Source organism: Halocola ammonii, assembly GCF_049334165.1.
Classification (GTDB): domain Bacteria; phylum Bacteroidota; class Bacteroidia; order Flavobacteriales_D; family Sanyastnellaceae; genus JBEGHD01.
In genome coordinates, this window is sequence record NZ_JBEGHD010000004.1 from 118,945 (window position 1) to 143,347 (window position 24,403).

Below are 24,403 nucleotides of genomic sequence, written 5' to 3' on the forward strand. Positions count from 1 at the left end.
CTACCTAAAAACATCCAGAATGCTATCCCTTAACCCAGGGTTGATTGCGGCTGCCAGCGCCACGGATATAACGAGGCCGATGGTTGCAAATCCGATATCGCGGAAAATTAGTTGAACGGTCTTAGACATCGGTCTGTTCGTCTTGCTGTGCTTCGACAGCTGAATAGCCAACTCACGACCTCCGAGCAAGCCGAGGAACACCCAGGTTGTACTCATCGGAATAGTACTCCATTCTTTGAACACAAAAAGAATCAAAGCGTAGGTGAGATCAATCACAGAAGCCGAACGCACGTCCTGCACGTTAGATTTTTCTTTAACGATTTTCTGAATTTTGTCTCCACGCAGGTAAAAGAGCAATCCGAGCCCAAAGAAAATGAAGCTGGTGAAAGCTATGAATTCCCACACGCCCAAACTTCTATTTAGGTAGATTGCAATGTTGGCAGCATCGTGTTGAATCCACATTGACCACAAGGCACCACTGACGGCCCATTGCGCTGCTCGCCAGTAGGGGTGAGGCTGACCTTTTACCAGTCGCTCAATAAATTTTGCCAGAAGGAACCAAACAAGGATTGCCACTACAAACGAAATTCCGTACCCCATCAAACTCTTCATAGTGACATTCAGAATACCGCTAGAGGTAGTACTGAAAACACTCAGGAGCATAAACGTAGTGGAAACCGGCATCCTCATTCGGGTGAGAACCAGGAGGATTAACGGAGCGATTACCTGCAAGAAATGAAAATCAGTCGGGGACTCTGAGAATCCCTTTGACGACAGTCTTTGATAAGAAACGTCACCGCCATAGGTGTGCCAGCTGTAGTAAACTGTACCCACAAAAATAATCCCGATAAACAGCCAAAGATGCCACCACTTGCGGTCTTCATTAGATGCGATAAACGTTCCGATGGTCTGAATGGAATCGTTGGCGATAGCCGAATAAGCAGCAAAAGAAAAACCCAACCACATGGCAATTCTTGGGTAGGGATAAAAGATCACTGACAAGAATGCCATGAAAATAATGAGGCGCAAAAAGGTGCGCTCTCTGAAGAAAAACAAAGAGAGAATGCGATATCGCTTCTCTCCAATAATACTTGATGCCAGGTTATTGCTGTCGTTTTTCATTCAAATTCAGCTACTTAAATATCGTATTCGTTGATTTCGTTTTTGCTCCTCAGCATCTCAAGGCTGCGCAGTTTTACCAGCAAAGGTACAAGAGCAAAAAGAAGCACCACAACTATCAGGTTTTTCCAGTCCTCAGCCTGCAATGGATTGGAAAGGTAGTCGGTGTTGAAGATTGTGTAGAAGAGATAGCCAAATGGGTTGGCTATAAAAATCCCTTCAATTTGACCAGTTACAGCAAAAATCGTGGTGAGCAACAGTCCTAAAAGGAGACCTCCGGTAAATTTCCTCAACCCGAAAATGTTCTTGACAATATGATACAGATAACTCATTGTCAGTATGAGGCCACCCTGAATAAAAATGAGTAAGTACGGATCGTTGAGTTGATATTGCTTGAAGCCTATGAGGCCTTCCATAGTTCCCTGAACCAGAATTGCGCTTTGCAAGCCGTTGAAAACCAATAAAGCGATGATCGTACCAATGATTTGAGCGGGAACTCTAACCAATACAATTTTCGGGTTACTCTTTATCACGGCCTCAACAATCGAGTAGATGGGCAAAATGTGAGCTGAGAAATGATAGGAAGAAACAAAGACAGCCACCAGGTAACCGGCACCAATAATGTATGCAAAATCGAGATGAGTCATCTCAAAATTTGGTGACGCAAAGCGACTGGCGAAAATGAAAAACATCATTGAGAAAACTCCTGCGGCAAAGAGTTCTGAAAGAAAAACCGATAGAACTGATCTCTTTTTACTCATATAAAAGAATGGTCTAATCTGGAAATTGAAGTTACAGGCTCAAACTGAAAAAAGATCTTGCTCTTCGTTCTCAGTGTCAAAATTGTTCCTTCGATTTCTTCCAGTTTTTATATCTGCTTGGTTTTGTAAAAACATCATTAACTATTCGCTACCAAAGAGTTAATGAAGTGCCGCTAATCCTTAGCGCTGCAAAGATAATGGGAAGTAGATTTTTCGACCTCTATCCAATTTAAATTCTATGTTACTAAATTAATCTTTAACCATTGTCTCAGTAAAAACAGAAAACCCCGAAGGCTTGGTGTGCCCCGGGGTTTTGTAAATCGGAATTGAGTTTTGAGTTTCTAAGCTTTTAGTGCTTTGTCGATCAATGTTAAAATGTGATCGCGGTGAGCTGCTGTAAGAACATCGGGCTTAGAGTTATTTATCTCCTTTTTGATTCTGTTCAATTCGTGAAGAGCCATTCCCTGTGAAACGTTGTCGTACTTTTTCTTATCGTCAAGCATTCCGATCAGACGCTCTACATATTCCACCTGAAGGTTTTGACGCATTGTGTTAACACTAGATCTTTTATCAGCTTCGAAAATAGCATCGGTCAGGTCGGTCATCATTTCACCAAGGTCGTAATCGCCACCGTAGAGCTGACTATCGGTGATTCTCTTCAATACATTTCTGTGTAGAAGGTGGTCCAGGCATCTTTCCTGAATCCCGAGTACGCGATCGTGAATCTCAGGAGCGATGTTGTCACCGAAATGGTTAAAGCCTCTTCGCTGAGCCTGTAGATAGTTCAGTAGATCGCCCGGAACTTCAAAAGCATCGGGAGCAAAAGCATATTTTGCAAGAGCGTCCATTGCCGCTTTTTGTTTTTCAGCTGCTACAGGCTCGAATGGACGATTCCCTGATTCCTGTCCCGGAAGGCTCCTGTCGAGGTGGACACCACCAATTTGACGTGTAATTACTCCCAATTGAATGGCGTATTCTCCAGTGAGCGAAAGGTAAGCCGATCTCAGTTCGTGATACGTTTCATCTTCGTTGATGTATCGATCCTTAATCGTTGGCATCACAGAGTTAACAAGCTCCAGGCGCCCCACAGCATATGCCAGCGGATCATCTGACAAATCATAAATGTTTATGTCGGGATCAATTCCACGTCCAGGTGAACGCATGTCGTCAGCATCGTTGCCGTAGGCTAATTCGTGTTGATGAGATCTGCTGAGAATATCTTCCAGTCGGGCGTCCTCAGCTTCGGCATCAGCAAGGGCAGGAGAGTAGCCGTATTCGATTACCCACAAATCGTAAGGTCCCGGTTTAGTGTCGTAGAAAAGTGTGCGCTCTTCTTCCGATGCGGGAAAGTTAATTGCAGGGTATTCCATCACTGAGTTACACAATCCTTCTGCTTCAATGATTTCTTTGTTTTTGATGTCTTCAACAGACTGTAAAGTACTCGCTCGCATGTTGTGAGTGAGTCCCAGCGTGTGTCCTACTTCGTGAAGCACAAGTCTGTAAAGAGTCTCTTTCACAAAATCTTTCTGAGTGGCTTCGCTCATGTTCATTGCTTCCATGGCCGTAGTTCCGAAAACAGTGTTGTGCTTAATCAACGAACCTGCAGAGCAAAAGTGTGGGTCAAAATCTCCCTCGTGGTTGTGAAAATCCTCTGCCATGGGTAGGCCCGCGAGGCTAAACACCTTTTCTCTTCTCAGCCTGTTGGTGATGCTTGCGAACTCGAGCATGATGTCGGCTCCAAGGATCTGTCCTGTTCTTGGATTGACGAAGCTGGGGCCGTAGCCGCCAAAAGGAGGCTGGGGCGAAGATGTCCAGCGGAGGACGTTGTAGCGAATGTCGCCAGCATCCCAGGTTGCCGTATCTGGCTGAACCTTTACGACCACAGCATTTTTAAATCCTGCTTTTTCGAATGCTTCATTCCATCGTTCTACACCTTCTTTGATGATTGGACGAAATTCTTCAGGAGTCGTATTTTCTATCCACCAAACGATAGGTTCAACGGGCTCGGAAATTTCCTGCGAAGGATCTTTCTTTTCGAGGTGCCAGCGGTGAATCATGTCGCGATATGGAGTGGCGCTAAACGATGTCATGTCGTTTACCTGAGTCATGAAATAACCAATACGACCATCGTCTTTTCTCGGCTGAAAGTTATTTTCAGGAACGCGGATCAAGCTGTGCTGATAGGTGACGGTGATGTAACGCGCATCGGTGACAGCTGAAGAACCTCTGCGTTGAGGATTTCCATTTTCATAAACATAAGCCACTCTAACATCGGTGTTCTCAGGATAGTTGCTGATTTTTTGAATCTTCGTTTTGTCCTTGCTGAGCTTGCCAAGCATGCTCGGTGGTGCTCCTTTTCTCTGCGGAGGTTTTACCATTTGAAGATCTTCGGCCATGAACACTGCGTCTCCGCTAATCAGGTATTTACTTTTGTCTTCCGAAGTCGCCACGATTTCCTGCGAAAGCACAATCGGAGTGTTGATGTTGGCATCTTTGGCTTTGTACAAAGCATTGTTTTCATCGTAGTAGTAGGAAGTGTTTTCCTGAATGATTTCAATGCGGTCGTAGTGTTTCTCAAACTTTACAATCTTGGAACCACGGTAAGCTCCACGAAAGAAACCTGCATCTAAAACTCCATCAGAAACATGACTGAAATAGATGAATTCGTCTCCTATAAAATCGGCTGGAACTTCGAGATAGGTGTTTCCCTTGGCAGTGTCCTGATAGACGGTGAAAAGGCCATCGTACTTTTCGCACTTTTCGGTAATTCCTTCGAAGGATTTCTCGTCTTTTTTCTTTTCTGTGGTCTCAGTCTTCTTCTTTTTCTTGCCGAACAGCTGAGCATGAGCCGGCACAGAGCAAGTAATTGTGATTGCTGTCATGAACAACAGCGCGAGAGATTTTTTCATGGTGATGTGATTTTTATTTGGCTTCATCTCAAAAATAGACAAGAAGTGTCCTACGCCCTTCCCAATTTTTGATAAACGGTCGAAAATGGGTTTGTATCCCTTGAGGTGAACTCAGCTTTGCGAAGTGTTGAAAATGTATTCCGTGTTGATGAACGTGAAGCTCACAAAAGCTACGGATTTTGCTTTTCCCAATAATTCCAGAGGTTCCTTCTTTTCTGAGTCTAGTTCTATGAGTTCGAGTGTTTGATTCAAAGATCGAATCCTGAACTGACGATCTTTCTTGAAAGGGTTTTGAAACCTGACTTTTACGATGTCGTTTTCGAAAATCGGTCGATTGTTTTTGTCTTTAAATCCTGAAAACTGATCGCGAAGGTCGTGCTGAATGGGGCTTCCGTTCCACCAGAAATAGTCTTTTGAGTAAAATTTGCTTTTACCTTCAATCCTCTCGTAGCCAACAATTTGCTTTTCCGAACGCAATCTATACGTGTTCATTTTCCTGCCCTTTCCATTACCATAATAAACAACACAGAGGAATTGTTTTCTGAATATTTCTGAAGCGTCAATTGGCCTTCGGATCGATTCACAACCTCATAAGTGTCGTAAACATCACTTTGAGAATTCATCAAGACCAGGTTCTTTTTATCGACAATGAAGAATCCGCTGAATGGAGGAGCAGTTGTATTATTGTAAAAAAACTCAGACTGATTGTAAGTGCCGTCTTTATGAAAATGCATTCTAAAAGCTCCGATCGAAATCAGGTCGAGTTCGACTTGTTGCCTCACTTTGGCACTGTCCAACTCAAAATCTGGGTCGGATTCTTTTAGTTGTTCAACAATATTGTGGAAAGTCGATTCGGCATCTCGAGTGTTTAAAGTGATGTTTTCTTTAGGGATAATCAGTTTCGAAATTTTATAGGTGCCCGATAGCCGTGGTGTGCTTTTCTCCCCAGCTGATTTCGTTGAGCTGCAATGAAAAGCAAAAAAGGCGATTGCTAATAGCGCGGCTATTTGAGCTAGTCTATTCATTCGACAATTATTTCATCAACAAAGAGCCACGATTGATTCTCTCTGCCAGGATGCCATTCAGGGATTTTACCGAAACTCTGAGCTTCTAATTTAACGAATCTGGCTTTCCGATCGAGATCCAGGTTGAAAGTGTAAATCTCAATGTCTTCATTTTTTGGAGAAACTCCATGCCCTAGTGTAGCTACCTTTTCCCAGTCTTTTCCATTGTTACTCAATGAAACAGTCACGTTTACCGGAAGCCAAATCCACGGGCGAATGTCCTGCAGAAAGCGAATCTGGATGGTTTGGATTTTTTCAGTTTCTTTCAGGTCGATCAGTGCTTCGAAGTCTTCTCCCTGAAAGCCAAGCCACTTGCCGGTGCGGAACTCTTCGTCTCCCAGTTTGCCATCAATCAGAGAAATGGCTCCCTCGGCACTGTACTGAGGATCTGGCTGGGTTCTCAGTTTGATGGTCATGTTTGGGTTCACTTTTCTGAATTCTGCCCGGATCTTGTTAGACTGGTTTTGCCCATCCGTTTCGCTGAATAATTCAAGGATTGTGGTTTCAGAAAAAGTCAGATTTTCATCTGTCACTTCCTCGAAGCCGTCCTTAGTTGAAACGTCTTTCGCATAGATTTTGGCATCTGGCTCGGCACAGCCAAACGCTATGGTTTTTTCTTCTGTAAAAATTGAACCGCTTGTTTTCACAAAGGGAACAGCGGAGATGAGCTGGTCATCGATTTTTGTCTGCGGCCGGTCGGTCATTTCAACTCCAAAGTCGGGGTGATCCATTGGAGTCATGCGGATGCTCATGTCTCCACCTTGCTGAATTATCTTATCTGAAATGTAATTTTTCCTGTGATCCTCGCCATTCAGCGTTATCGAATTGATATAACTGCCATTTTCCTTCTTGTTGAATGTTTCAATACTGAAGGTCTTTCCGTTTTCCAGGTTGATCGTGACTTTGTCAAATTGAGGAGATCCGAAGGTGTAGCAATCCTCAGCAGGATTCACAGGATAAAATCCGATTGAACTGAGCACGTACCAAGAAGACATTTGACCACAGTCTTCATTTCCAGAAAGTCCATCTGGAGTGGGTGAGTAGAGTTCGTTCAAAATTCTATCACACAAATCCTGCGTTTTCCACGGCTCACCAGAGTAGTTGTAGAGATAGGCCATGTGGTGACTGGGTTCGTTCCCATGAGCGTATTGCCCGATAAGACCTGTGATATCTGGTTGTTGCCGTCCCTTCAGCTCAGAATTGGCAGCAAAAACCTGATCCAATCGCTCATTGAACTTTTCTTTTCCACCGTGCAGTTTCATGAGCCCACTGAGATCCTGCGGCACAAACCACGAATACTGGTAGCTATTGGCCTCTGTAAAATGAAAGTTGACCTCTGCGGGATCGAAAGGTTCGATAAAGCTGCCATTCTCGCGAGGGCGCATAAAACCTGTTTCCGGATCAAACAGGTTTTGGTAACCCTGAGCTCGTTTTATGAATCGATTGTAAACGGAGACGTTGCCGATTTCTTTGGCAAACTGAGCAATGCACCAGTCGTCAAAGGCGTATTCAAGAGTCTTGGAAACTGATTCGTGCTCTTTGTCTGCTGGGATAAAGCCGAACTCGGCAAATTCCTTTTTTCCGAGATGAGCTGAGTCTGCAGCCTGAACCATTGCTTCCAAAACCAGCTCGTGATCAAAATTTGTTATGCCTTTTCGATAGGCGTCCAAAATAACTGGTACTGAGTGATAGCCAATCATGCATCCGGTGTAGTTCCCAGCAAGCTCCCACACGGGAAGTTGTCCGCCTTGCTCGTACATATTCAAAAACGAATGGATGAAGTCTTCTGTGCGTTCTCGCTGGACCATCGTGAAAAGCGGGTGAGTAGCTCGAAAAGTGTCCCAAAGGCTAAAAACTGTGTACTGTGTGTGCTCCTCGTCCTGATAGATTTTACCATCTGTCCCTCTGTAGCGCCCATCCACATCAGAGAAAACATTGGGCGCAACAAAAGAGTGATAGAGTGCCGTATAGAAATTCTTCTTTTTCTCTTCACTGTCCGTTTGAATCTCAATTTTATTGAGTTCCGCAAGCCACAGTTTTTCAGCGTCTTTCCGATACTTGTCAAAATCCCAGTGAGTCGCTTCTTCCTGAAGGTTTCTTCTGGCGCCATCAATGCTGGTGCCGGAAATCCCCACTCTAACTGTCAGTTCTGGAGTTTTGAAATTCAAACCGCAAACCTGACCGGGGAAGCTAACGACTGAGTCTGTCTCAAAAGTTCCTTCGTGTCCGGTGCTTTCAATGTGGTCGGTGATAGGCTCCGAAAACTGCATCACAAAGTACACTCTCTGGTCGGTAGCCCAGGCTGATGAAACCCGATAACCCTCAACTTCTTTTCTGTTGACAATCTTCAGCGAAGCATCTTTTACTTGATCCCGGTGCTTCAAATCAACTACAAGGTTCAGTGGATTTCCATCTTTTTGTTGGTAGTGGTGAATTCCGGTTCGAGTTGTGGACGTTAGTTGTACATCCACGTTCGATTTGTCAAGATGAACGGAATAAAACCCAGGAGAAGCTTTTTCAGAGTCCTTATTAAAAGTAGAAGAGTAGCCATTCGCGCTTCCTTTTTTGCTGCCGTTGTTTAGGTGGATTTTTCCGGTTCCCGGCATCAGGAGTACATCACCGTAATCCGAAACTCCAGTTCCCTGTAGGTGTGTGTGACTAAAGCCATAGATTACAGAATCGCTGTAGTGGTAGCCGCTGCAGCCATCCCAACCTTCCAGTCTTGTATCCGGACTCAGCTGAACCATTCCAAATGGGACAGTAGCTCCGGGGAAGGTGTGTCCGTGTCCTCCAGTGCCTACAAACGGATCGGCATAATCGAGTGAGCTTTTAGTTTTTTCGGTGTTGCCACATCCCATTGCCAGGAGCAAAGCGAAGAGTAGAAAGTATCTGGTTGTCATGAAATCCGGTTTATGAAAGCAATTTAGTGAATCTGGCAAAGTAACAGACCTGAATTTGAACCAATAGCTAAACGGCAATAAATTTCTACCTTGGCGGACGAATTTTAATCTAATCTTCAAATCATGAATTTAAAAGTACTTTCTCTTGCAGCGTTCGTGGGCTTTGGTCTTGCGGCATGCAATCAGGGAGGTGACAGCTCTAAAAAGAGCACTAAAGAACCTGCTAAAAAAGAAGCTGTCTCGGACAGCGAATTTGAATGGAAGACGGAGGAATTTGCAGATGTAAAAATACTCCGCTACCGCGTTCCCGGATGGGACAAACTCTCTTCAGACCAAAAGAAATTGGTCTATTATCTAAATCAAGCTGGACTCAGTGGTCGGGACATTATGTACGATCAGAACTATCGCCACAATCTCGAAATTCGCTCGGCTCTGGAGAGAATTTACGAGAAATATGCCGGAGATAAATCAACCGAAGACTGGAAGTCATTCGAAAAGTATTTGAAGCAAGTGTGGTTTGCAAATGGTATTCATCACCACTATTCAAACATGAAGTTCACACCAGGATTTTCGGCTGAATATTTTGAGGAACTACTCTCTACTACCGAAACGATGCTTTCTGAAGAAGCGAAAGCTGCAATTTTGGACCCTTCTGTAGATCCGAAAAAGGTAGAGCAGAAAGCAGAAAAAGGACTTCTCGAAAGTTCGGCTATTAATTTCTACGCTCCGGATGTAACTACAGAAGAAGCAAAAGCTTTTTACGCAGAAAAAACAAAAGAAAAGTCGAGAACACCGATCAGCTACGGACTCAATAGCCGTCTGGAAAAGGACGAAAATGGCGAGCTCTACGAGAACGTTTGGAAGGTGGGCGGACTTTATAGCCCGGCAATTGAAGAAATTGTTTACTGGCTTAAGAAAGCAGAAGGTGTTGCTGAAAATGACAAGCAGGCAGCGGCTTTCAGAAAACTCATTGAGTACTACGAAACTGGAAAGCTTCGCACCTGGGACGATTATAACATCCAATGGGTGCAAGCCACCGAAGGCGACATCGATTACATCAACGGTTTTGTGGAAGTTTATAATGATCCACTCGGAATGAGGGGCTCTTACGAAACAATTGTTCAGATCAAAGATTTTGAAGCATCCGATCGCATGTCTACCCTGATGGAAAATGCTCAGTACTTTGAGGACAACTCTCCGTTTATGGATGCGCACAAAAGGGACTCAGTAGTAGGAATCACTTACAATGTGGTGAACGTTGCGGGTGAAGCTGGAGATGCTAGCCCTAGCACACCAATCGGAGTGAATTTACCTAATGCCAACTGGATCAGAGCTAAGTTCGGTTCGAAGTCTGTAAGCCTTGGAAACATTGTTTATGCCTACGAAATGGGAAGCGGAGAAGGAATGCTCAAAGAGTTTGCTCACGATGAAGAAGAAGTGGAACTGTCAGAAAAACACGGCAGCATCGCCAGCAAACTCCACACAGCACTTCACGAGGTTATCGGTCATGCCAGTGGTCAGCTCGAAGAGGGAGTAGGCCAACCGGCAGAAACACTGCAAAACTACGCCAGCACCATTGAGGAAGGAAGAGCGGACCTAGTTGCTCTTTACTTCATGATGGATCCCAAAATGGTAGATCTCGGATTGATGGAATCACTGGATGTTGCTAAAGCCGAATACAATTCTTACATACTCAATGGACTCATGCTTCAGCTGCGAAGACTTGAGCCAAACGCAGATATTGAAGAAGCTCACATGAGAAACCGCGCATGGGTTTCGCACTGGGTGTTTGAGAAAGGTAAAGATTCGAAAATCATCGAGGAGGTGAAGCGCGATGGTGAGACTTATTACGACATCAATGATTACGAAAAGTTGAGAGAACTTTTTGGCGAACTGCTTCAGGAAGTTCAACGAATCAAGTCGCAAGGTGACTACGAAGCCGCCAAAAATCTGGTAGAAAACTACGGAGTAAAAGTTGATCCAGAGATCCATAGCGAAGTGCTGAAGAGAGTAGAGGCCCTTGATATTCCGCCTTACGGTGGATTCATCAACCCGCAAATGAAAGAAGTGACCGATGAAAACGGTGAACTAATTGATGTGGAAATGACATTCCCCAAAGACTTTGCTGAGCAGATGATGTACTACAGCAAGAATTATAACTACTTGTCTGAGAGTGCAGAGAAAGAGTAATTTCTTTAGATAAGTAATTAAAAACGAAGCCCCGAACTGCCCTCTCAGTTCGGGGCTTTTTATTTAGACTTGTAATAATTGCAACATTCCAACTCTTTTCGGTCGTAAGAAAAGCTTAGCTTTGGAGCAAACCTGCATTAATTTATTATGTCTCTTGAAAATCAAAAATTAGCCATTATCGAATGGGTGATGGCCCAAAAGGATTCCGAAAATCTACAGCAAGTTCAAGGATTGCTCAGCGGAATCGACTATGACGAAGAAAGCAAAACTAAGGTGATTGGTTATCACCCCAACGGTACAGAAGTGATCAAAAGTCAGTTTGCCAGCTGTATTGTTATGTCTGAAAACAATATCCCTAACGGGGAATTCATGACTTTCGAAGAGCTTGAAAAAGAAACCGAAAACTGGTAAGCTCTTATGAAAGGCCAGTCAAGCATTTATCCAAATTATTTAATTAGTTAAGAAATGAATAGAATTTTACTCTTCTCAGCAATTCTGCTGACTGCCACTGCAAGTGCGCAGACTCCGTGCGAAAATGGCATGGCAAATGGCTACCCCTGTAGTAATGTCGATCTGTATTCAATCCTAACCACCGAAGAGATGGGCGGGGAATTTGAAACAAACGACATTTGGGGATGGACAGATCCTGAAACTGGAAATGAGTATGCTGTTGTCGGCCTCTCAGACGGAACTGCCTTTGTCGACATCACCGACCCTCTAAATCCGCTTTTTCTAGGAAGCCTTGCAACACATACTGATCCAAGCCTCTGGCGTGATGTTAAGGTTTATCAAAATCACGCTTTCATCGTCAGCGAAGCTAACATGCACGGGATGCAGGTTTTTGACCTGACGCAGCTCAGAGATGTGGAAGACGCTCCGGTAGAGTTCGAAGAAACCACTCACTACGAGCTTTTTGGCAACGCTCACAACCTCGTGATTAATGAAGAAACTGGGTATGCCTACGCAGTTGGTACGAGCACCTTTCAGGGAGGGCTTCACATTGTTGACATTTCGGAGCCAACCAATCCACAGCTGGCAGGAAGCTTTGCTGAGGATGGCTACACACACGATGCCCAGGCAATTATTTACAACGGTCCTGATGCTGATTATCAAAACAGAGAAATAGTGTTTGCTTGCAATGAAAACACTTTGACAATTGTAGATGTAGACGACAAAGAAGATTGTCAGCTCGTGGCTAGAGAAGAGTACGAAGGAAATGCTTATTCTCACCAGGGTTGGGTGACAGAGGATCACCGCTATTTCCTGCTTGACGATGAGATCGATGAGAATCAATTTGGTCACAACACCAAGACTTATATCTGGGATATTGAAGACCTCGACAATCCAGTATTAGTTGGTGCTCACCTTGGAGTAACTGAAGCGACTGATCACAACATGTATATTCAAGGTGACTTTGTATTTCAATCGAACTACAATTCTGGACTGAGAATTCTTGAACTCACAGATCTCGCTAGCGCGGAGCTAACCGAAGTTGGCTTTTTTGATGTAGTGCCTAACACTGATGAATCTGGCTACGAAGGATCCTGGAGTAATTATCCATACTTTGAATCTGGCATTATCGCTTTGACAGGTATGCAAACAGGACTTTTCCTCGTGAAGCCTACCGAAGGGACTCTGGTTTCTGTAAATGAAAAAGAAAGCAAAGAGTTTCAAGTTGGAGTTTATCCAAATCCAGCCAGCGACTTTTTGAATGTCCGTTTTTCTAATTTCAATCAGCCAACTGTAGATTATTCAATTGTCGACATCACTGGAAAACAGGTTGCTTCTCAAACTAACTTCCCGGCAATGAGTGGTAAGTTCCAATTGAACATTTCTGACCTTTCACCGGGAATCTACATGATCAACTTTGGTGGGCAGAAAACAAAACGCTTTGTAGTAAAGTAAGTTGAGAGATTTTTTGTGCTTTCATGTGGTAGACGTTTTATTCAAAAGTAGATTTAAATACATTTGAAACATGAAACTGAACCACGATCAACTACTACAAGCTCAAAATATTGCTGCACATTGTGCCGACACCAGGGACGTGTGCCAAAAAGCTGCTGAAAAAACTGCGAACGAAGACCTTCGCAGTTTTTTTAGTGCCTTATCCGATGAGAGAAACAACTTTCTTGTGGGTTTCGAAATCCTGCTGAAAGACCAGGGCCAAACTCTGGAGAACATCGTTGGGACCGGAGTAGGGATGCTTCAAAAGCTTTGGGTAGCCATGAAGGAACCCTTCAACGAACAACGTGAAAGAAGGCTTCTGAAAGAAACACTTCGCTCGGAGAGAATAATTGAAGAATCCATCGAGGAGCTTCAGTCACTGGGCGAAATGCCTAAGGAGCTGGAAAACATAGTTGACAAACTACAGGAGTCGAATGCGCAAGCAAAGTTGCAACTGGTATTGTTTGCCAACGAAAAGCCAGGAGGCACTCGCTTCTGAGCTATTGCTCCAAATCCACAGTTTGCCTACTATCGCTGTAGACGAAAATCCTGGTGATGATAAAGCCGGCTACAATGTGCCACACGCCCCACCAGGCTGCGATGAAAGCCATTCCTCCATTCCCACCAAAGAAAGAAAAGATGATTACGAGTGCCAGTCCAGAGTTTTGAATTCCCGTTTCAAGACTGATGGTTCTCGAGTCGCGCTTATTGTTTTTTAGCGCTTTGGCAAGGTAAAATCCCGAACCAATGGCAATCGCATTGTGAAGGAAAACCAGGAAGATTACTTTCTCGAAATGATTCACAAAGATGGTTCTGTTATTCCAAAAAGCAACTCCGATAAACCCGAGCAAAATCAAGAATGACAACCACTTTATAGGTTTGTGAATTCTTTCGGTGAGTTTCGGCAGCTTGAGTGCTACGATGACACCTGCAATGATTGGCAGACCGATGATCAGCGACACCGTTTTGAACATGTCTAAGGGGTCTACAGAAAAGCTCTTTTCAAAACCCTTGATGTATAAAAAGTGCGACCAGACCTCGAAGTTGAGTGGTGTCATCACTACTGCCAGCACAGTGGCGATTGCAGTTAACGTTACAGACAAAGCTGTATTTCCGCCACCTACCATCGAAAAGAAGTTGGAAACATTTCCCCCCGGACAAGCTGCAACTAAGATCATTCCCAGGGCAAGTGGAGTAGCGGGCTGTAAAAAATAGACGAGCACAAAAGTGAGTGCAGGAAGTACAATGAACTGTGACAACATCCCGGTGAAAACCGGCTTTGGCGAAGTAATGAGCAGCTCAAAGTGTTTCTTCTTTAAAGTGAGCGCAACACCAAACATAATGAAGGCAATGCAGAGGTTGAGCACCGTGAGACTCGATTCATTAAAGGTCAGGTCGAGGTTGGCCAGCTGTTCTTCCATCGAATGCAGATTGATGATTAGTGACCGTGCTCTTCGAGCGCGTTCAGCAAGTCGTCACGTGTAATGTTTAAGAAAAGCTTACCGCGCAGTGAGTAGGCAATTCGCCCGGTTTCCTCAGAAACAATAATGGCCATGGCGTCTGTCGACTCAGTAATGCCAAGTGCAGCTCTGTGACGCATGCCAAGCTCGGCATCTATCTCCTCGCTCTCGGAAACTGGAAGTACACCACGGGCTGAAACGATTCGATTACCCCGAATCAACACTGCACCATCGTGAAGCGGGTTGTTTTTGAAAAAGATCGCCTCAATGAGGTTAGCTGTCAGCAATGCATCCACTTTTTGACTGCTCTTGATGAAAATGCTGGGATCAGACTCTCTGGCAATCACAATCAGCGCACCGGTTTTGGTTCTCGCCATCTTCTCGCAAGCCTTAATTATCGGTGTGAAGTCTTTCTTCTCGCTGTCTTCCTCGCTTTTAAAGAAACGCTTGAAAAGCCTGCTTTTCTTTTGCTGAAGAATATTTCTGTTTCCAATAAAAAGCAAAAACTGCCGCAGCTCCGGCTGAAAGACGATCAGTAAGGCAATCACTCCGACACCGATAAACTGGCCGAGAATTTCCCCGAGCATTTCCATCTGAAGTGCTGTCACCAATTTCCAAAGAAGATAAATCGAAAGAATGCCGAGGAAAATCTGAATGGCGACCGTTCCTTTAATCAGATCGTAAAAAAGGTAAATGATGAACGCCACCAGGACTATGTCCAAAAAGTCGATGAATGTAAACTGAATAAACTGTAGCGTCATCTTTGGTTTTTATCTCGGTCGCACAAACTTATGAATTTTGACCGCTTCAACAGCGGGCTTCACATCGTGAACTCTCAAAATTGAAGCGCCATTTTTTAGGCACTCCATGTGTAAAGCTGTTGTTCCGTTGAGTGCTTCTTCTGTCTTTGTATTCAACACTTTATTCACAATCGACTTCCTTGAGACTCCAGCCAGGATCAGGGAGTTGAAGATTTCAAACTCCTGCAGCCTTCTCAATAGTTCGTAGTTGTGGTCCACCGTTTTTCCGAAGCCAAAACCCGGGTCAAGGATGATATCATGAACACCGAGGTCATTTAATTCCCCTAGCTTTTCAGAAAAATTTGCTACAATTTCATCTACAACGTTTAGGTATTCGGGAGCATTCTGCATTGTCTGCGGATTGCCCTGCATGTGCATCAGGATGTAAGGAGTTTTCAACCTGGCAACAGTTTCAAACATCTTCTTATCGAGGTTTCCTCCTGAAATGTCGTTGACTATGTCAGCCCCGCTGTTCACTGCTAGCTCAGCAATTTCAGAGCGAAAAGTATCGATAGAAATTAGTGTCTGCGGAAAATTCTGTCGGATGGACTCAATCACCGGCAGCACTCTATCTGCCTCTTCCTGAATAGAGATGTCAGAGGCTCCAGGACGAGAGGAGTAGCCTCCTATGTCGAGAATTGCAGCACCTTCATCAATCATTTGAGCTGCTTTTTTAACCGCTCCTTCGGCTTTCAATTCCCGGCTCGACTCAAAAAAAGAATCGGGTGTGGCGTTTAAAATCCCCATCACAGCAGGAAATTCCAACTCGATTAACCGCCCCTTACTTACAAGGAATTTTTTTCCTGTATCTTTCACCCTGTTGTCTATTTTCGCACAAAGTAAATATTTTAAATCACGCAATTGGAAACAGCCCAAAAAGTGGATCAGCAACTAGAAAAAACCAGCCGGCAGTACGATGAGGTGATCGAAAAGTGTAAGTCGCTTTTTGACAAAAAAATGAGCGATTACGGCAGTGCATGGCGTGTGCTCAGGCCCAGCTCACTAACAGACCAAATCTTCATAAAAGCTCAGCGAATCCGAACTCTTCAGGAGACAAAGCAAAGCAAGGTTGAAGAGGATGTCGAATCTGAGTTTATCGCAATCATCAACTACTGTGTGATGGCGCTCATTCAGCTCCAAATGTCCGGGAACAAGGAACTGGAGCTCGATCTGCAAGAGGCGTCTGAGCTTTACAGCAAATGGGCAGCTGACACCAAAGATTTGATGATGAAAAAGAACCACGACTACGGTGAGGCCTGGCGCGACATGAGGGTTTCCTCAATTACCGACTTGATCCTGATGAAGCTTTTGCGAACCAAGCAAATTGAAGATAACGCTGGCAAAACCTTAGTCTCCGAAGGAATTGATGCGAACTACATGGACATGCTCAACTACGCTGCATTTGCGCTCATTCGAATTGGTGAAGGTGAAGATCCTCTGGCGTGATTCGCTTTCCACAGCTACTTGTGTTAAACTCTCGTTAATGAATGTCTAAACAGCACACTCTGACCTTATTTTAGCCACAACTTTTTAAAACCTCTAGAGCCATGAAAACAATCGTGACCATAGCCCGAATTTTAGTCGGATCTCTTTTTATCGTTTCGGGCCTGATCAAGGCGAACGATGCACTTGGTTTTTCCTACAAACTGGAAGAGTACTTTAGTCCAAAGGCGCTCGATATGCCGTTCTTCGAACCCTGGGCCCTCGAGTTGGCAATTGTTATTTGTGTAGCTGAAATTTTACTCGGAGTCGCGGTGTTGCTCGGAGCAAAAGCTAAACTCACTTCGGTCCTTCTTCTGCTCATGATCTTGTTTTTCACGTGGCTCACGTTCTACACCGCCACTTGCGATCCTCATGAGCAAATCACAGTGGTGAGAGATGGAGTAGAGGTCACAGAATCTCCCGAGTGTGTTTTGGAGTGTGGTTGTTTTGGAAATGCTATTCCACTAACGCCCTGGGAATCTTTCACTAAAGATGTCATTCTCCTGGTGCTCATCGTCATTATTTTCATTGGAACTTTTGCAGGCAAAGTGAGACTCAACAAGTCTGGCGAGGATATGGTCATCGTGGCCTTCAGCCTTTTGCTTATTGCTATTTTCAGCATGGCGCTGCTCGACTGGCTTTTCCCTGTTTTATTTACAGCTATCGCACTTGGGTTAGCCATTACGGTGAAGCGCAGACTAAAAGGCAACAAAAACAACGAGTGGTTTATGGCAATTTCAGTTATCCTCGTTTGTGGCATTTTCCAATACTACACTTTAGCTCATCTGCCAATCAAAGACTATCGCCCTTATGCTGAGGGAAAGAACATTAGAGAACAAATGAAATCTGCAGAGGAGCTAGGCAAAGAACCGCCAGTTTATGCTGTGGAGTACACATTCACAAATACCAAAACGGGTGAAGACACTATCGTTCTCTCAAACGATTATTTGGAGATTTACAAGGAGGAGTGGTTTAAAAGCACTTACGAAAACAAGTCATGGGAAGGCCCAACAGTAACCTTTGAAGAAGGTTATACACCTCCAATCAGTGATTTTGAAATTACGACCCGGGATGGATCTCCTATGACTGAGGAGCTTATCAATGGAGAGGAGTATATCTTTCTAGTTGTGGCTTACGATATAGAGAATGCCGATACTGGAGAAATCGAAGAGATCGCTCAACTGGCGGAAGATGTGCAGGCCGAAGGACATAAAATTTATGGTCTCACTTCATCTAATTACGAGACCACTGAACAGTTTAGACACGACCACGACCTGGCTTTTGAGTTTTTAGTTGGTGATGGGATCGTATTAAAAACAATGATTCGAGCCAACCCTGGAATAATGCTTTTGAAAGACGGCAAGGTGATTCGGAAGTGGCATAACAACGACACGCCCACCCTGGAACAGATCAAACAAAATCAGTACTACAAAGAAGTCGATCCAGATTGATAGCTTACATCACCAGAAAATTATTCTATGGCATCCTCGTGCTTTTCGGGGTGGTGTCTGTGGTGTTCTTCATTTTTAACAGCTCTCCGGGAGATCCGGTTAGAGTTATTGCTGGGCAAAACGATTCGGAAGAAGTGCTTGAGCAGATCAGGCACAATCTTGGACTTGATCTACCGCTTGGTAAACGCTATCTTCTTTATTTAAATGACATCTCTCCAGTTTCCATTCTCAACACGGTAAACAGCGAAAGCCGCATCTTTCTCGACAGCGAAAAGTACAGCGCTACTGAGTTGTTTTCGGTGGGTGATGAGCGATCGCTAGTTTTGAAGGCACCGTATCTAAGAAAATCTTACAAGTCGAACCGTAGCGTTAGTGCAATCATCAGTGAAGCATTGCCAGGAACTATGATACTGGCAGTTTCTGCAATTTTCATCGGGCTTTTTTTAGGGTTGATTATTGGTGTTTTAGCCGCGCTAAAGAAAGATACCTACTTCGATAAAATTGCTCTTGTAATTTCTGTTTTCGGAATGTCTGGACCATCATTTTTCATGGCGATTATCATAGCTTTTATTGGCGGATTGGTTTGGCATGAAGCCACTGTGCTTCCCATGTGGCCGCTACTATTGCTTTTGGCAGGAATAATTGTTGGAGCGATCAAAAAGAGCAGAGCCATGCGCTTGGAGGGAGTGGATTCAATTCCTTCTATCTCGAAGTATGCTGTTTTGGGTTTTCTATTGGGCATGGGAGTGTGGTTGGTGGGGGAATTGTTTGAGATGATCTTCAATACCAATTTGCCTTTGACAGATGCCATGCTTACCTTCCCCGGTACGGGTCTGGAAATGACCGGCAGTCTCTACAGCGTAGATGTATGGCGGGGAGAATATCTTACGCCAAAGAACTTGATACTTCCCGCTCTAACACTCGGAATCCGCCCATTGGGAGTAGTCGTACAACTCACAAGATCCTCAATGCTTGAAGTGATGTCTATGGACTACATCCGGACCGCCAGAGCAAAAGGTTTGTCGGAGTGGAAAGTGGTTTTGAAGCACGCGTTGAAAAACGCTTTGAACCCTGTGATCACAGCCGTTTCGGGCTGGTTTGCTTCGCTTCTTGCAGGAGCCGTATTTGTGGAGTTTGTTTTCGGCTGGAAAGGGCTTGGTCTCGAGATTTTCACCTCGCTTCAAAAGGAAGACCTTCCGGTTGTGATGGGATCTGTAATCGTTATTGCTTCAATCTTTGTGTTGCTCAACATTCTGGTCGACATCCTTTACGGAGTCATCGATCCTCGAGTGAGAATCGGCAATTCAGAGTGATCTAAAATGCAGGTTGATTGTTTGAAATTTGAACAACGAAAAAATTAATTAATGAATTTTCACACAAGAAAATGGGTGAAGCCCGAAGACCTGAATCCTAACGGAACTTTATTTGGCGGCAAGCTACTAGCCTGGATAGACGAGGAAGCCGCCTTGTACACCATCATTCAGCTGGAGAACAAACGAGTGGTGACCAAATACATGTCGGAGATCAACTTTATCAGTTCTGCCGAACAAGGTGATATCGTAGAGATCGGTCTGGAAGTGGTCAAGTTTGGAAAGTCATCTCTAACTCTGCGCTGCGAAGTGAGAAACAAGGTGACACGCAAAGAAATCATTCAGATCAATTCGATTGTGATGGTTAATCTTGATGAGGATGGAAAAGCCTGTCCGCATGGAAAAACTGAAATTGAATACGTGAAGGATCGACTCGAAGGCAAATAAAAAAGCCCGGAAATAAATTCCAGGCTTTCTCTAATTGGTTTATTCGAGACTCTTAATCCCACAAATCATCTAGGTTGTAAGGATTTCCTTCCATCGTCCAAAAATGACCGTCAACAAATCGGTATCCTCTGTCGAGCTCAGTCATTTTCACCATGTCTTCGTGATCAATTTTAATATCCTTCGCATCAAAATTACTTTTGATATGATCGGGGTTCACTGATTTTGGAATCACCGCGTTTCCGCGATTGAGCGACCACGCAATCAAAAACTGCTGAGGAGTGCAATCGTACTTTTTGGCCATTTCCTTAATGAGGTCATTTTCCCAAAGAATTGGTTCATCGTCTTTTTTCATTTTTTCAGAACGATCTGTGGAGCCCAGAGGCGAGTAGCCCGTCATAAAGATTCCTTCTTTGTGACAGAACGTGAAAAGCTCCTCCTGCTGTAGATAAGGGTGAAGCTCTACCTGGTTCATCTCAGGCTTCACTTTTCCATGAGCTATAATATGTCTCAAATTCTTGATGTTGAAATTCGACACTCCGATATGCTTGGCGAGTCCAAGTTTCTTAGCGCCTTCCATTCCTTCCCAGGTTTTTTCCAGTGGAGCTTCTTCCAAACTCAAAAAATCTTCAGGTTTCTCCGGGAAAGTTACACCAGGCTTCATGGCAACAGGCCAGTGAACCAAATACAAGTCGAGATAATTCAACTGCAGGTCGGACAGTGTTTTTTCCAGTGCTGGAACTACATCGCCAATTTTATGCTCTGAGTTCCAGAGTTTGGAGGTTACCCAAAGATCTTTTCTATCAACAAGGCCTTCAGAAATGGCTTTTGCAATTCCCTCACCGACTTCCTTTTCGTTGCCGTAAATGGCAGCGCAGTCGATGTGCCTAAATCCTGTTTTGATGGCCGTGTAAACAGCGTCTTTTACCTCTCCCGGTTTGCTTTTCCAGGTTCCCAACCCCAAGGCTGGCATAAGGTCTCCGTTATCGAACTTTAAAGTCTTCATTCTAGATTTCGTTTGTGCTTCCATACCATTTATAAAGGACTGAAATCACAAATTGTTCTCTAAAAGGAAGAATTACTTACTTAAGGGAATTGGCTCTTTCAGCTAGCGATTTAAAATACTTTTTGTCTACGTAAAAAGTGCCAAACGGAACGAACGATGCAAAGAAAGAAACAATGGCTGGCACTCCCATCCATTTCATTTTTACGCTGACGACAGCGAGCAGAACGCAGTAGAGAATGAAGAGTACTCCGTGCGCCATTCCCACAACTTCTACCATGAGCGGCTGTTCTAAACCGTACTTAAGTGGCATGGCGATAAAGAATAGGAGCAGAAGCGAAATCCCCTCGAAAAGAGCCGACCATCGGAGAGCCGAAATGAGTTTAGAATTTGTCAAAACCGTTTAATTTTTCGGCAAAGTTAATGACGCAGGTCGCTCATCCGTCATCTATTTATCAGTAATTGATTGCGTAACTTTCGACCATGGACCTAACCACCGAAATCATCGAGAGACACATCGTCCCAGCGGACGCCAGGGTTGACCGTTTGAGTGAGTATGCCAGAGGAGTTTTTGAGAGTTTGCCCTCGCGAAAAAGTATCGTGAAAGCGATAAAACGCGATCAGATGCTGGTAAACGAGAAGCTTTCCACTACTGGCTACTGGGTGCAGCCGGGAGATGAAATAACGGTGGTGGCCAATTCTTCTGAAAAGACAGTTTACGACAAGGAGCTAGAAGTACTTTTTGAGGACGATTATTTGGCCGCAATCCTCAAGCCTGGTGACCTACCTGTCAGTGGAAACATGCTCAGAACAGTTGCTAATGCACTTCAAAGCAACCTTAAGATCAGCAGTCAGCGTGATCGCTACAGTCGCCCGAGGCCGGTCCACCGACTCGACAGGCAGACGAGCGGCATTTTGGTAATAGTAAAGACGATCAAAGCAGCTTCAAATTTGGGTGCCCAGTTCGAAGACCGCACCGTTAAAAAGACTTACAGAGCAATAGTTCATGGAGAAACTGAAGACTACTTTGAAATCGAATCAAAGGTTGATGACAGACAAGCATTTACCGGATTTAAGAAGTTGCGTCAGGTGACGAGCCACAAGCATGGTGTGCTCACAGAGCTACATTGTTTTCCGCAAACTGGAAGGAAGAATCAAATTAGGGTACATCTGGCCGGTGCAGGAATGCCCATCCTGGGTGACCAGAGATTTGGAGGTGAAAAATCTGGAAGAGGTTTGCTCCTTTTCGCTGAATCGATAAGTTTTAATCATCCTGAAACTGGCGAGCGACTTCATCTGGACGCCAATCCACCAAAAAAGTTTGAGCGATTTATGCGGACACAAAAAAAGCGCCCATCACAATGATGAGCGCTTAATAAAAGATTCAAATACCGGGGTTACCGGCAATTCTTATTTTACCAATTAGACCTTGATGGTCTTTTTTCTCTTCTGTCCTCTGCTTGTTTCACAACAATGTTTCTACCTTTTACTTCGTAGTCATTGAGTTCGTTGATCGCTGAACGAGCAGCATCATCGTCATCCATTTCTACAAAGCCGAATCCTTTAGATTTTCCGGTGTCTCTGTCCATAATAACTTTAGCGGAAGAAACTGATCCGTAATCGCTGAAAAGATCTTCTAGATCTTGTGAAGTAACGCCATAATCAAGTCTGGCAACAAAAATGTTCATAATAAAAAATTGAAATAATTAAAATAAAAACCGGATACACTTTTTTATTCCGGCTGTATCGGAAGTGGAAGAAGGAGAGCGAAAATCTAAGGTGATAGTACGTTTTCCAAAAAACCTAAATTCTAATACAAGACAAATGTACTCAAATAATTGATGTGCAAACGACATCATCAAACAATTTTGAAGCACACCTACTTTCTTAACTCCCTGTTAATCTATTATTTTGACTTCGTCTATTTTTCCAAAAGAAATGAGGCCTGCGACTTTGACGTGCAGACCTCATTTATTCTACTTTTCAGCTCTTTTATTTCTTCACAGGCTGTTTTCTTGCAGCTGGTGTCTTTTGTTGAGTAGTAGCCTTAGGCGTTTTCACTTCTCTTTTCTGTGATTCTTTGTTCTTAGACATTTCCTTTGATTTAAGGGGTTATGATTCTTCATAGGCAATTCAATATCCAAATCGATTAGACTTTTTTATCTCTCAGATAATCAATCTGATACGCTTCACACTTAGTGTCGCTACCCTCCATAAGCGTGGATGAAACTCATTTTTTGATGCTTTTTATCCACAGCACTCTGAAACACAGCGAGTAAGTGTTTCATAATCCGAATATTACGATGTGGCACGCTGTCAGGCAAGGAGTTGTTTTCCGAGTCCTCTTGAATTACTAAACGGAGTCTGGAGAAGAAGCAATTGAAAAAATCGAGATTTATCGGGGTTTTTACTTTTAAAAACTAACACGAATTGTTTGTGTGAATCATGCAGAGATAGCTGAGCGGTAAACCTTAGCGGGCGCATTTTCCCCACTTTTTCTAAAGCTCAAAAATCGGTGCATTATTACTAACTTGCCAACTAAAGATTTCAATTAGAAAACATCTAAACCAAACAATCCAATGGACATAAATAATCCCCAGGACCAGGGTCAGGAAATTCTGCGGAAAATCATGCGGAATTTGAGAGTGATCATTCTCGCTATTGTAGTCGTTATTCTCGCTTTTGGATCCTTTTTCAAGGTAAATACTGAAGAGGTGGGAGTGATTACACGCTTTGGAGCTTATGTAAAATCCGTTGAACCCGGATTACACGTAAAAGCTCCTTTCATAGACCACGTTTACAAAGTTCCTGTAGAGCGTCAGCAAAAGCAGGAGTTTGGCTTCAGAACAACAAGTGCTGGTGTTCAGTCTACCTATCAGAAATCTGGATACAGAGTAGAATCTTTAATGCTCACCGGTGATCTAAACCTTGCCGATGTCGAGTGGGTCGTTCAATACAGAATCACGGATCCTTACCTGTACCTTTTTAAGGTTCGCAACCCAGAAACTACTCTTCGCGATGTCTCTGAAGCGGCAATGCGCCAGGTTGTGGGAAACCGTACCGTAAATGAAGTCATTACAGTTGGGCGTGCCGAGATTGCCGTAAAAGTACAGCAACTCATTCAGGATGTTGCCAAAGAATATTCACTCGGCTTGCACATTGAGCAAGTCGTATTGCAAGATGTAAATCCACCAGACCCTGTGAAAGCAGCTTTCAACGCGGTGAACGAGGCACAGCAGGAGCGAGAAACGCTGATCAACCAGGCCAAATCAGAATACAACAAGGTGATTCCAAAGGCCAAAGGTCAGGCTCAGGAAACCATTCAAAAAGCCGAAGGTTACGCCACAGAACGAGTGAACAGCGCTGAGGGTGAAGTCTCTCGCTTCAATGATTTGTACACTGAGTATGTGAAAGCTCCTGAAGTAACCAGGAAAAGGATTTATCTGGAAACTATGGGCGATGTAATACCGCTTCTCGGTAATAAAATCATCACCGATGAAGAAGGTAGCAATGTGCTGCCGCTATTGCAAATGCAGATGGAGAATATCAAAAAATCTAACTAAGCC

The 24,403-nt window shown here is 44.0% G+C and carries 22 protein-coding genes; 10 read left to right on the top strand and 12 right to left on the bottom strand.

The annotated features are described in order from the left end of the window. The 6 genes from ABHV44_RS05565 to ABHV44_RS05590 all read right to left on the bottom strand — a co-directional run bounded on the left by ABHV44_RS05565 (position 1) and on the right by ABHV44_RS05590 (position 8,753). Positions 1 to 1,122: a hypothetical protein gene (locus ABHV44_RS05565; RefSeq protein ID WP_459073674.1), complete on the bottom strand. Its 1,122-nt coding sequence runs from the start codon at positions 1,120 to 1,122 to the stop codon at positions 1 to 3. Between the two features lie 14 nt (positions 1,123 to 1,136). Further along, complete coding sequence (locus tag ABHV44_RS05570) at positions 1,137 to 1,880, bottom strand: hypothetical protein (RefSeq protein ID WP_459073675.1); 744 nt, start codon at positions 1,878 to 1,880, stop codon at positions 1,137 to 1,139. Between the two features lie 341 nt (positions 1,881 to 2,221). Next, entirely contained in the window at positions 2,222 to 4,789 is a 2,568-nt protein-coding gene (locus tag ABHV44_RS05575; RefSeq protein WP_459073676.1) for a zinc-dependent metalloprotease, read from the bottom strand. 111 nt (positions 4,790 to 4,900) lie between these two features. Continuing rightward, positions 4,901 to 5,281, bottom strand: a complete 381-nt coding sequence (locus ABHV44_RS05580; RefSeq protein WP_459073677.1) for a YopX family protein — start codon at positions 5,279 to 5,281, stop codon at positions 4,901 to 4,903. Next, complete coding sequence (locus tag ABHV44_RS05585) at positions 5,278 to 5,814, bottom strand: hypothetical protein (RefSeq protein WP_459073678.1); 537 nt, start codon at positions 5,812 to 5,814, stop codon at positions 5,278 to 5,280. Before ABHV44_RS05585 ends, ABHV44_RS05580 begins: the two co-directional genes overlap by 4 nt. After that, the gene (locus tag ABHV44_RS05590; protein WP_459073679.1) at positions 5,811 to 8,753 is read right to left on the bottom strand and encodes a GH92 family glycosyl hydrolase; all 2,943 of its coding nucleotides are present in this window, start codon (positions 8,751 to 8,753) and stop codon (positions 5,811 to 5,813) included. The genes ABHV44_RS05585 and ABHV44_RS05590 overlap by 4 nt, the downstream gene beginning before the upstream one ends. 123 nt (positions 8,754 to 8,876) lie before the next feature. On the opposite strand from ABHV44_RS05590, the gene ABHV44_RS05595 reads away from it, so the two are divergent. The 4 genes from ABHV44_RS05595 to ABHV44_RS05610 all read left to right on the top strand — a co-directional run bounded on the left by ABHV44_RS05595 (position 8,877) and on the right by ABHV44_RS05610 (position 13,386). Further along, complete coding sequence (locus ABHV44_RS05595; protein ID WP_459073680.1) at positions 8,877 to 10,943, top strand: dipeptidyl-peptidase 3 family protein; 2,067 nt, start codon at positions 8,877 to 8,879, stop codon at positions 10,941 to 10,943. Between the two features lie 147 nt (positions 10,944 to 11,090). Then, a complete protein-coding gene (locus ABHV44_RS05600) occupies positions 11,091 to 11,354 on the top strand; it encodes a hypothetical protein (RefSeq protein WP_459073681.1) in 264 nt (87 codons plus the stop codon). Between the two features lie 54 nt (positions 11,355 to 11,408). Further along, on the top strand, positions 11,409 to 12,848 hold the full coding sequence (locus ABHV44_RS05605) for a choice-of-anchor B family protein (protein ID WP_459073682.1): 1,440 nt from the start codon (positions 11,409 to 11,411) through the stop codon (positions 12,846 to 12,848). Between the two features lie 70 nt (positions 12,849 to 12,918). Continuing rightward, positions 12,919 to 13,386, top strand: a complete 468-nt coding sequence (locus tag ABHV44_RS05610; protein WP_459073683.1) for a DUF2383 domain-containing protein — start codon at positions 12,919 to 12,921, stop codon at positions 13,384 to 13,386. A 1-nt stretch (position 13,387) separates the two neighbouring features. Here ABHV44_RS05610 and ABHV44_RS05615 read toward each other — a convergent pair whose 3' ends face one another. The 3 genes from ABHV44_RS05615 to folP are packed head-to-tail and all read right to left on the bottom strand — an operon-like array spanning position 13,388 to position 15,963. Continuing rightward, the gene (locus tag ABHV44_RS05615; protein ID WP_459073684.1) at positions 13,388 to 14,308 is read right to left on the bottom strand and encodes a bile acid:sodium symporter family protein; all 921 of its coding nucleotides are present in this window, start codon (positions 14,306 to 14,308) and stop codon (positions 13,388 to 13,390) included. Between the two features lie 17 nt (positions 14,309 to 14,325). Beyond that, entirely contained in the window at positions 14,326 to 15,108 is a 783-nt protein-coding gene (cdaA, locus tag ABHV44_RS05620; RefSeq protein WP_459073685.1) for a diadenylate cyclase CdaA, read from the bottom strand. 9 nt (positions 15,109 to 15,117) lie between these two features. Next, on the bottom strand, positions 15,118 to 15,963 hold the full coding sequence (gene folP / locus ABHV44_RS05625; RefSeq protein WP_459073686.1) for a dihydropteroate synthase: 846 nt from the start codon (positions 15,961 to 15,963) through the stop codon (positions 15,118 to 15,120). A 45-nt stretch (positions 15,964 to 16,008) separates the two neighbouring features. Between folP and ABHV44_RS05630 the strand changes: the two genes are divergently transcribed. The 4 genes from ABHV44_RS05630 to ABHV44_RS05645 all read left to right on the top strand — a co-directional run bounded on the left by ABHV44_RS05630 (position 16,009) and on the right by ABHV44_RS05645 (position 19,837). Next, complete coding sequence (locus tag ABHV44_RS05630) at positions 16,009 to 16,593, top strand: DUF1599 domain-containing protein (RefSeq protein WP_459073687.1); 585 nt, start codon at positions 16,009 to 16,011, stop codon at positions 16,591 to 16,593. Positions 16,594 to 16,694: 101 nt separating this feature from the next. Beyond that, the gene (locus ABHV44_RS05635; protein ID WP_459073688.1) at positions 16,695 to 18,080 is read left to right on the top strand and encodes a DoxX family protein; all 1,386 of its coding nucleotides are present in this window, start codon (positions 16,695 to 16,697) and stop codon (positions 18,078 to 18,080) included. Further along, complete coding sequence (locus ABHV44_RS05640) at positions 18,077 to 19,393, top strand: ABC transporter permease (RefSeq protein WP_459073689.1); 1,317 nt, start codon at positions 18,077 to 18,079, stop codon at positions 19,391 to 19,393. Before ABHV44_RS05635 ends, ABHV44_RS05640 begins: the two co-directional genes overlap by 4 nt. A gap of 51 nt (positions 19,394 to 19,444) precedes the next feature. Next, entirely contained in the window at positions 19,445 to 19,837 is a 393-nt protein-coding gene (locus ABHV44_RS05645; protein ID WP_459073690.1) for an acyl-CoA thioesterase, read from the top strand. A gap of 52 nt (positions 19,838 to 19,889) precedes the next feature. Here the strand turns inward: ABHV44_RS05645 and ABHV44_RS05650 are convergent, their stop codons facing one another. Then, entirely contained in the window at positions 19,890 to 20,840 is a 951-nt protein-coding gene (locus ABHV44_RS05650) for an aldo/keto reductase (protein ID WP_459073691.1), read from the bottom strand. Between the two features lie 76 nt (positions 20,841 to 20,916). Beyond that, positions 20,917 to 21,234, bottom strand: a complete 318-nt coding sequence (locus ABHV44_RS05655; protein WP_459073692.1) for a DUF3817 domain-containing protein — start codon at positions 21,232 to 21,234, stop codon at positions 20,917 to 20,919. Positions 21,235 to 21,320: 86 nt separating this feature from the next. On the opposite strand from ABHV44_RS05655, the gene ABHV44_RS05660 reads away from it, so the two are divergent. Further along, positions 21,321 to 22,202: an RluA family pseudouridine synthase gene (locus ABHV44_RS05660; RefSeq protein ID WP_459073693.1), complete on the top strand. Its 882-nt coding sequence runs from the start codon at positions 21,321 to 21,323 to the stop codon at positions 22,200 to 22,202. A gap of 50 nt (positions 22,203 to 22,252) precedes the next feature. Here the strand turns inward: ABHV44_RS05660 and ABHV44_RS05665 are convergent, their stop codons facing one another. Beyond that, the gene (locus ABHV44_RS05665) at positions 22,253 to 22,525 is read right to left on the bottom strand and encodes an RNA recognition motif domain-containing protein (RefSeq protein WP_459073694.1); all 273 of its coding nucleotides are present in this window, start codon (positions 22,523 to 22,525) and stop codon (positions 22,253 to 22,255) included. Positions 22,526 to 23,416: 891 nt separating this feature from the next. Between ABHV44_RS05665 and hflK the strand changes: the two genes are divergently transcribed. Further along, the gene (gene hflK / locus ABHV44_RS05670; RefSeq protein ID WP_459073695.1) at positions 23,417 to 24,400 is read left to right on the top strand and encodes an FtsH protease activity modulator HflK; all 984 of its coding nucleotides are present in this window, start codon (positions 23,417 to 23,419) and stop codon (positions 24,398 to 24,400) included. Positions 24,401 to 24,403 lie beyond the last annotated feature (3 nt).

Excerpts from the sequence above, each read along its gene's own strand:
- ABHV44_RS05565 (WP_459073674.1), bottom strand. The coding sequence starts at position 1,122 with ATGAAAAACGACAGCAATAACCTGGCATCAAGTATTATTGGAGAGAAG.
- ABHV44_RS05570 (WP_459073675.1), bottom strand. The coding sequence starts at position 1,880 with ATGAGTAAAAAGAGATCAGTTCTATCGGTTTTTCTTTCAGAACTCTTT.
- ABHV44_RS05575 (WP_459073676.1), bottom strand. The coding sequence starts at position 4,789 with ATGAAAAAATCTCTCGCGCTGTTGTTCATGACAGCAATCACAATTACT.
- ABHV44_RS05580 (WP_459073677.1), bottom strand. The coding sequence starts at position 5,281 with ATGAACACGTATAGATTGCGTTCGGAAAAGCAAATTGTTGGCTACGAG.
- ABHV44_RS05585 (WP_459073678.1), bottom strand. The coding sequence starts at position 5,814 with ATGAATAGACTAGCTCAAATAGCCGCGCTATTAGCAATCGCCTTTTTT.
- ABHV44_RS05590 (WP_459073679.1), bottom strand. The coding sequence starts at position 8,753 with ATGACAACCAGATACTTTCTACTCTTCGCTTTGCTCCTGGCAATGGGA.
- ABHV44_RS05595 (WP_459073680.1), top strand. The coding sequence starts at position 8,877 with ATGAATTTAAAAGTACTTTCTCTTGCAGCGTTCGTGGGCTTTGGTCTT.
- ABHV44_RS05600 (WP_459073681.1), top strand. The coding sequence starts at position 11,091 with ATGTCTCTTGAAAATCAAAAATTAGCCATTATCGAATGGGTGATGGCC.
- ABHV44_RS05605 (WP_459073682.1), top strand. The coding sequence starts at position 11,409 with ATGAATAGAATTTTACTCTTCTCAGCAATTCTGCTGACTGCCACTGCA.
- ABHV44_RS05610 (WP_459073683.1), top strand. The coding sequence starts at position 12,919 with ATGAAACTGAACCACGATCAACTACTACAAGCTCAAAATATTGCTGCA.
- ABHV44_RS05615 (WP_459073684.1), bottom strand. The coding sequence starts at position 14,308 with ATGGAAGAACAGCTGGCCAACCTCGACCTGACCTTTAATGAATCGAGT.
- cdaA (WP_459073685.1), bottom strand. The coding sequence starts at position 15,108 with ATGACGCTACAGTTTATTCAGTTTACATTCATCGACTTTTTGGACATA.
- ABHV44_RS05635 (WP_459073688.1), top strand. The coding sequence starts at position 16,695 with ATGAAAACAATCGTGACCATAGCCCGAATTTTAGTCGGATCTCTTTTT.
- ABHV44_RS05645 (WP_459073690.1), top strand. The coding sequence starts at position 19,445 with ATGAATTTTCACACAAGAAAATGGGTGAAGCCCGAAGACCTGAATCCT.
- ABHV44_RS05650 (WP_459073691.1), bottom strand. The coding sequence starts at position 20,840 with ATGAAGACTTTAAAGTTCGATAACGGAGACCTTATGCCAGCCTTGGGG.
- ABHV44_RS05660 (WP_459073693.1), top strand. The coding sequence starts at position 21,321 with ATGGACCTAACCACCGAAATCATCGAGAGACACATCGTCCCAGCGGAC.
- ABHV44_RS05665 (WP_459073694.1), bottom strand. The coding sequence starts at position 22,525 with ATGAACATTTTTGTTGCCAGACTTGATTATGGCGTTACTTCACAAGAT.
- hflK (WP_459073695.1), top strand. The coding sequence starts at position 23,417 with ATGGACATAAATAATCCCCAGGACCAGGGTCAGGAAATTCTGCGGAAA.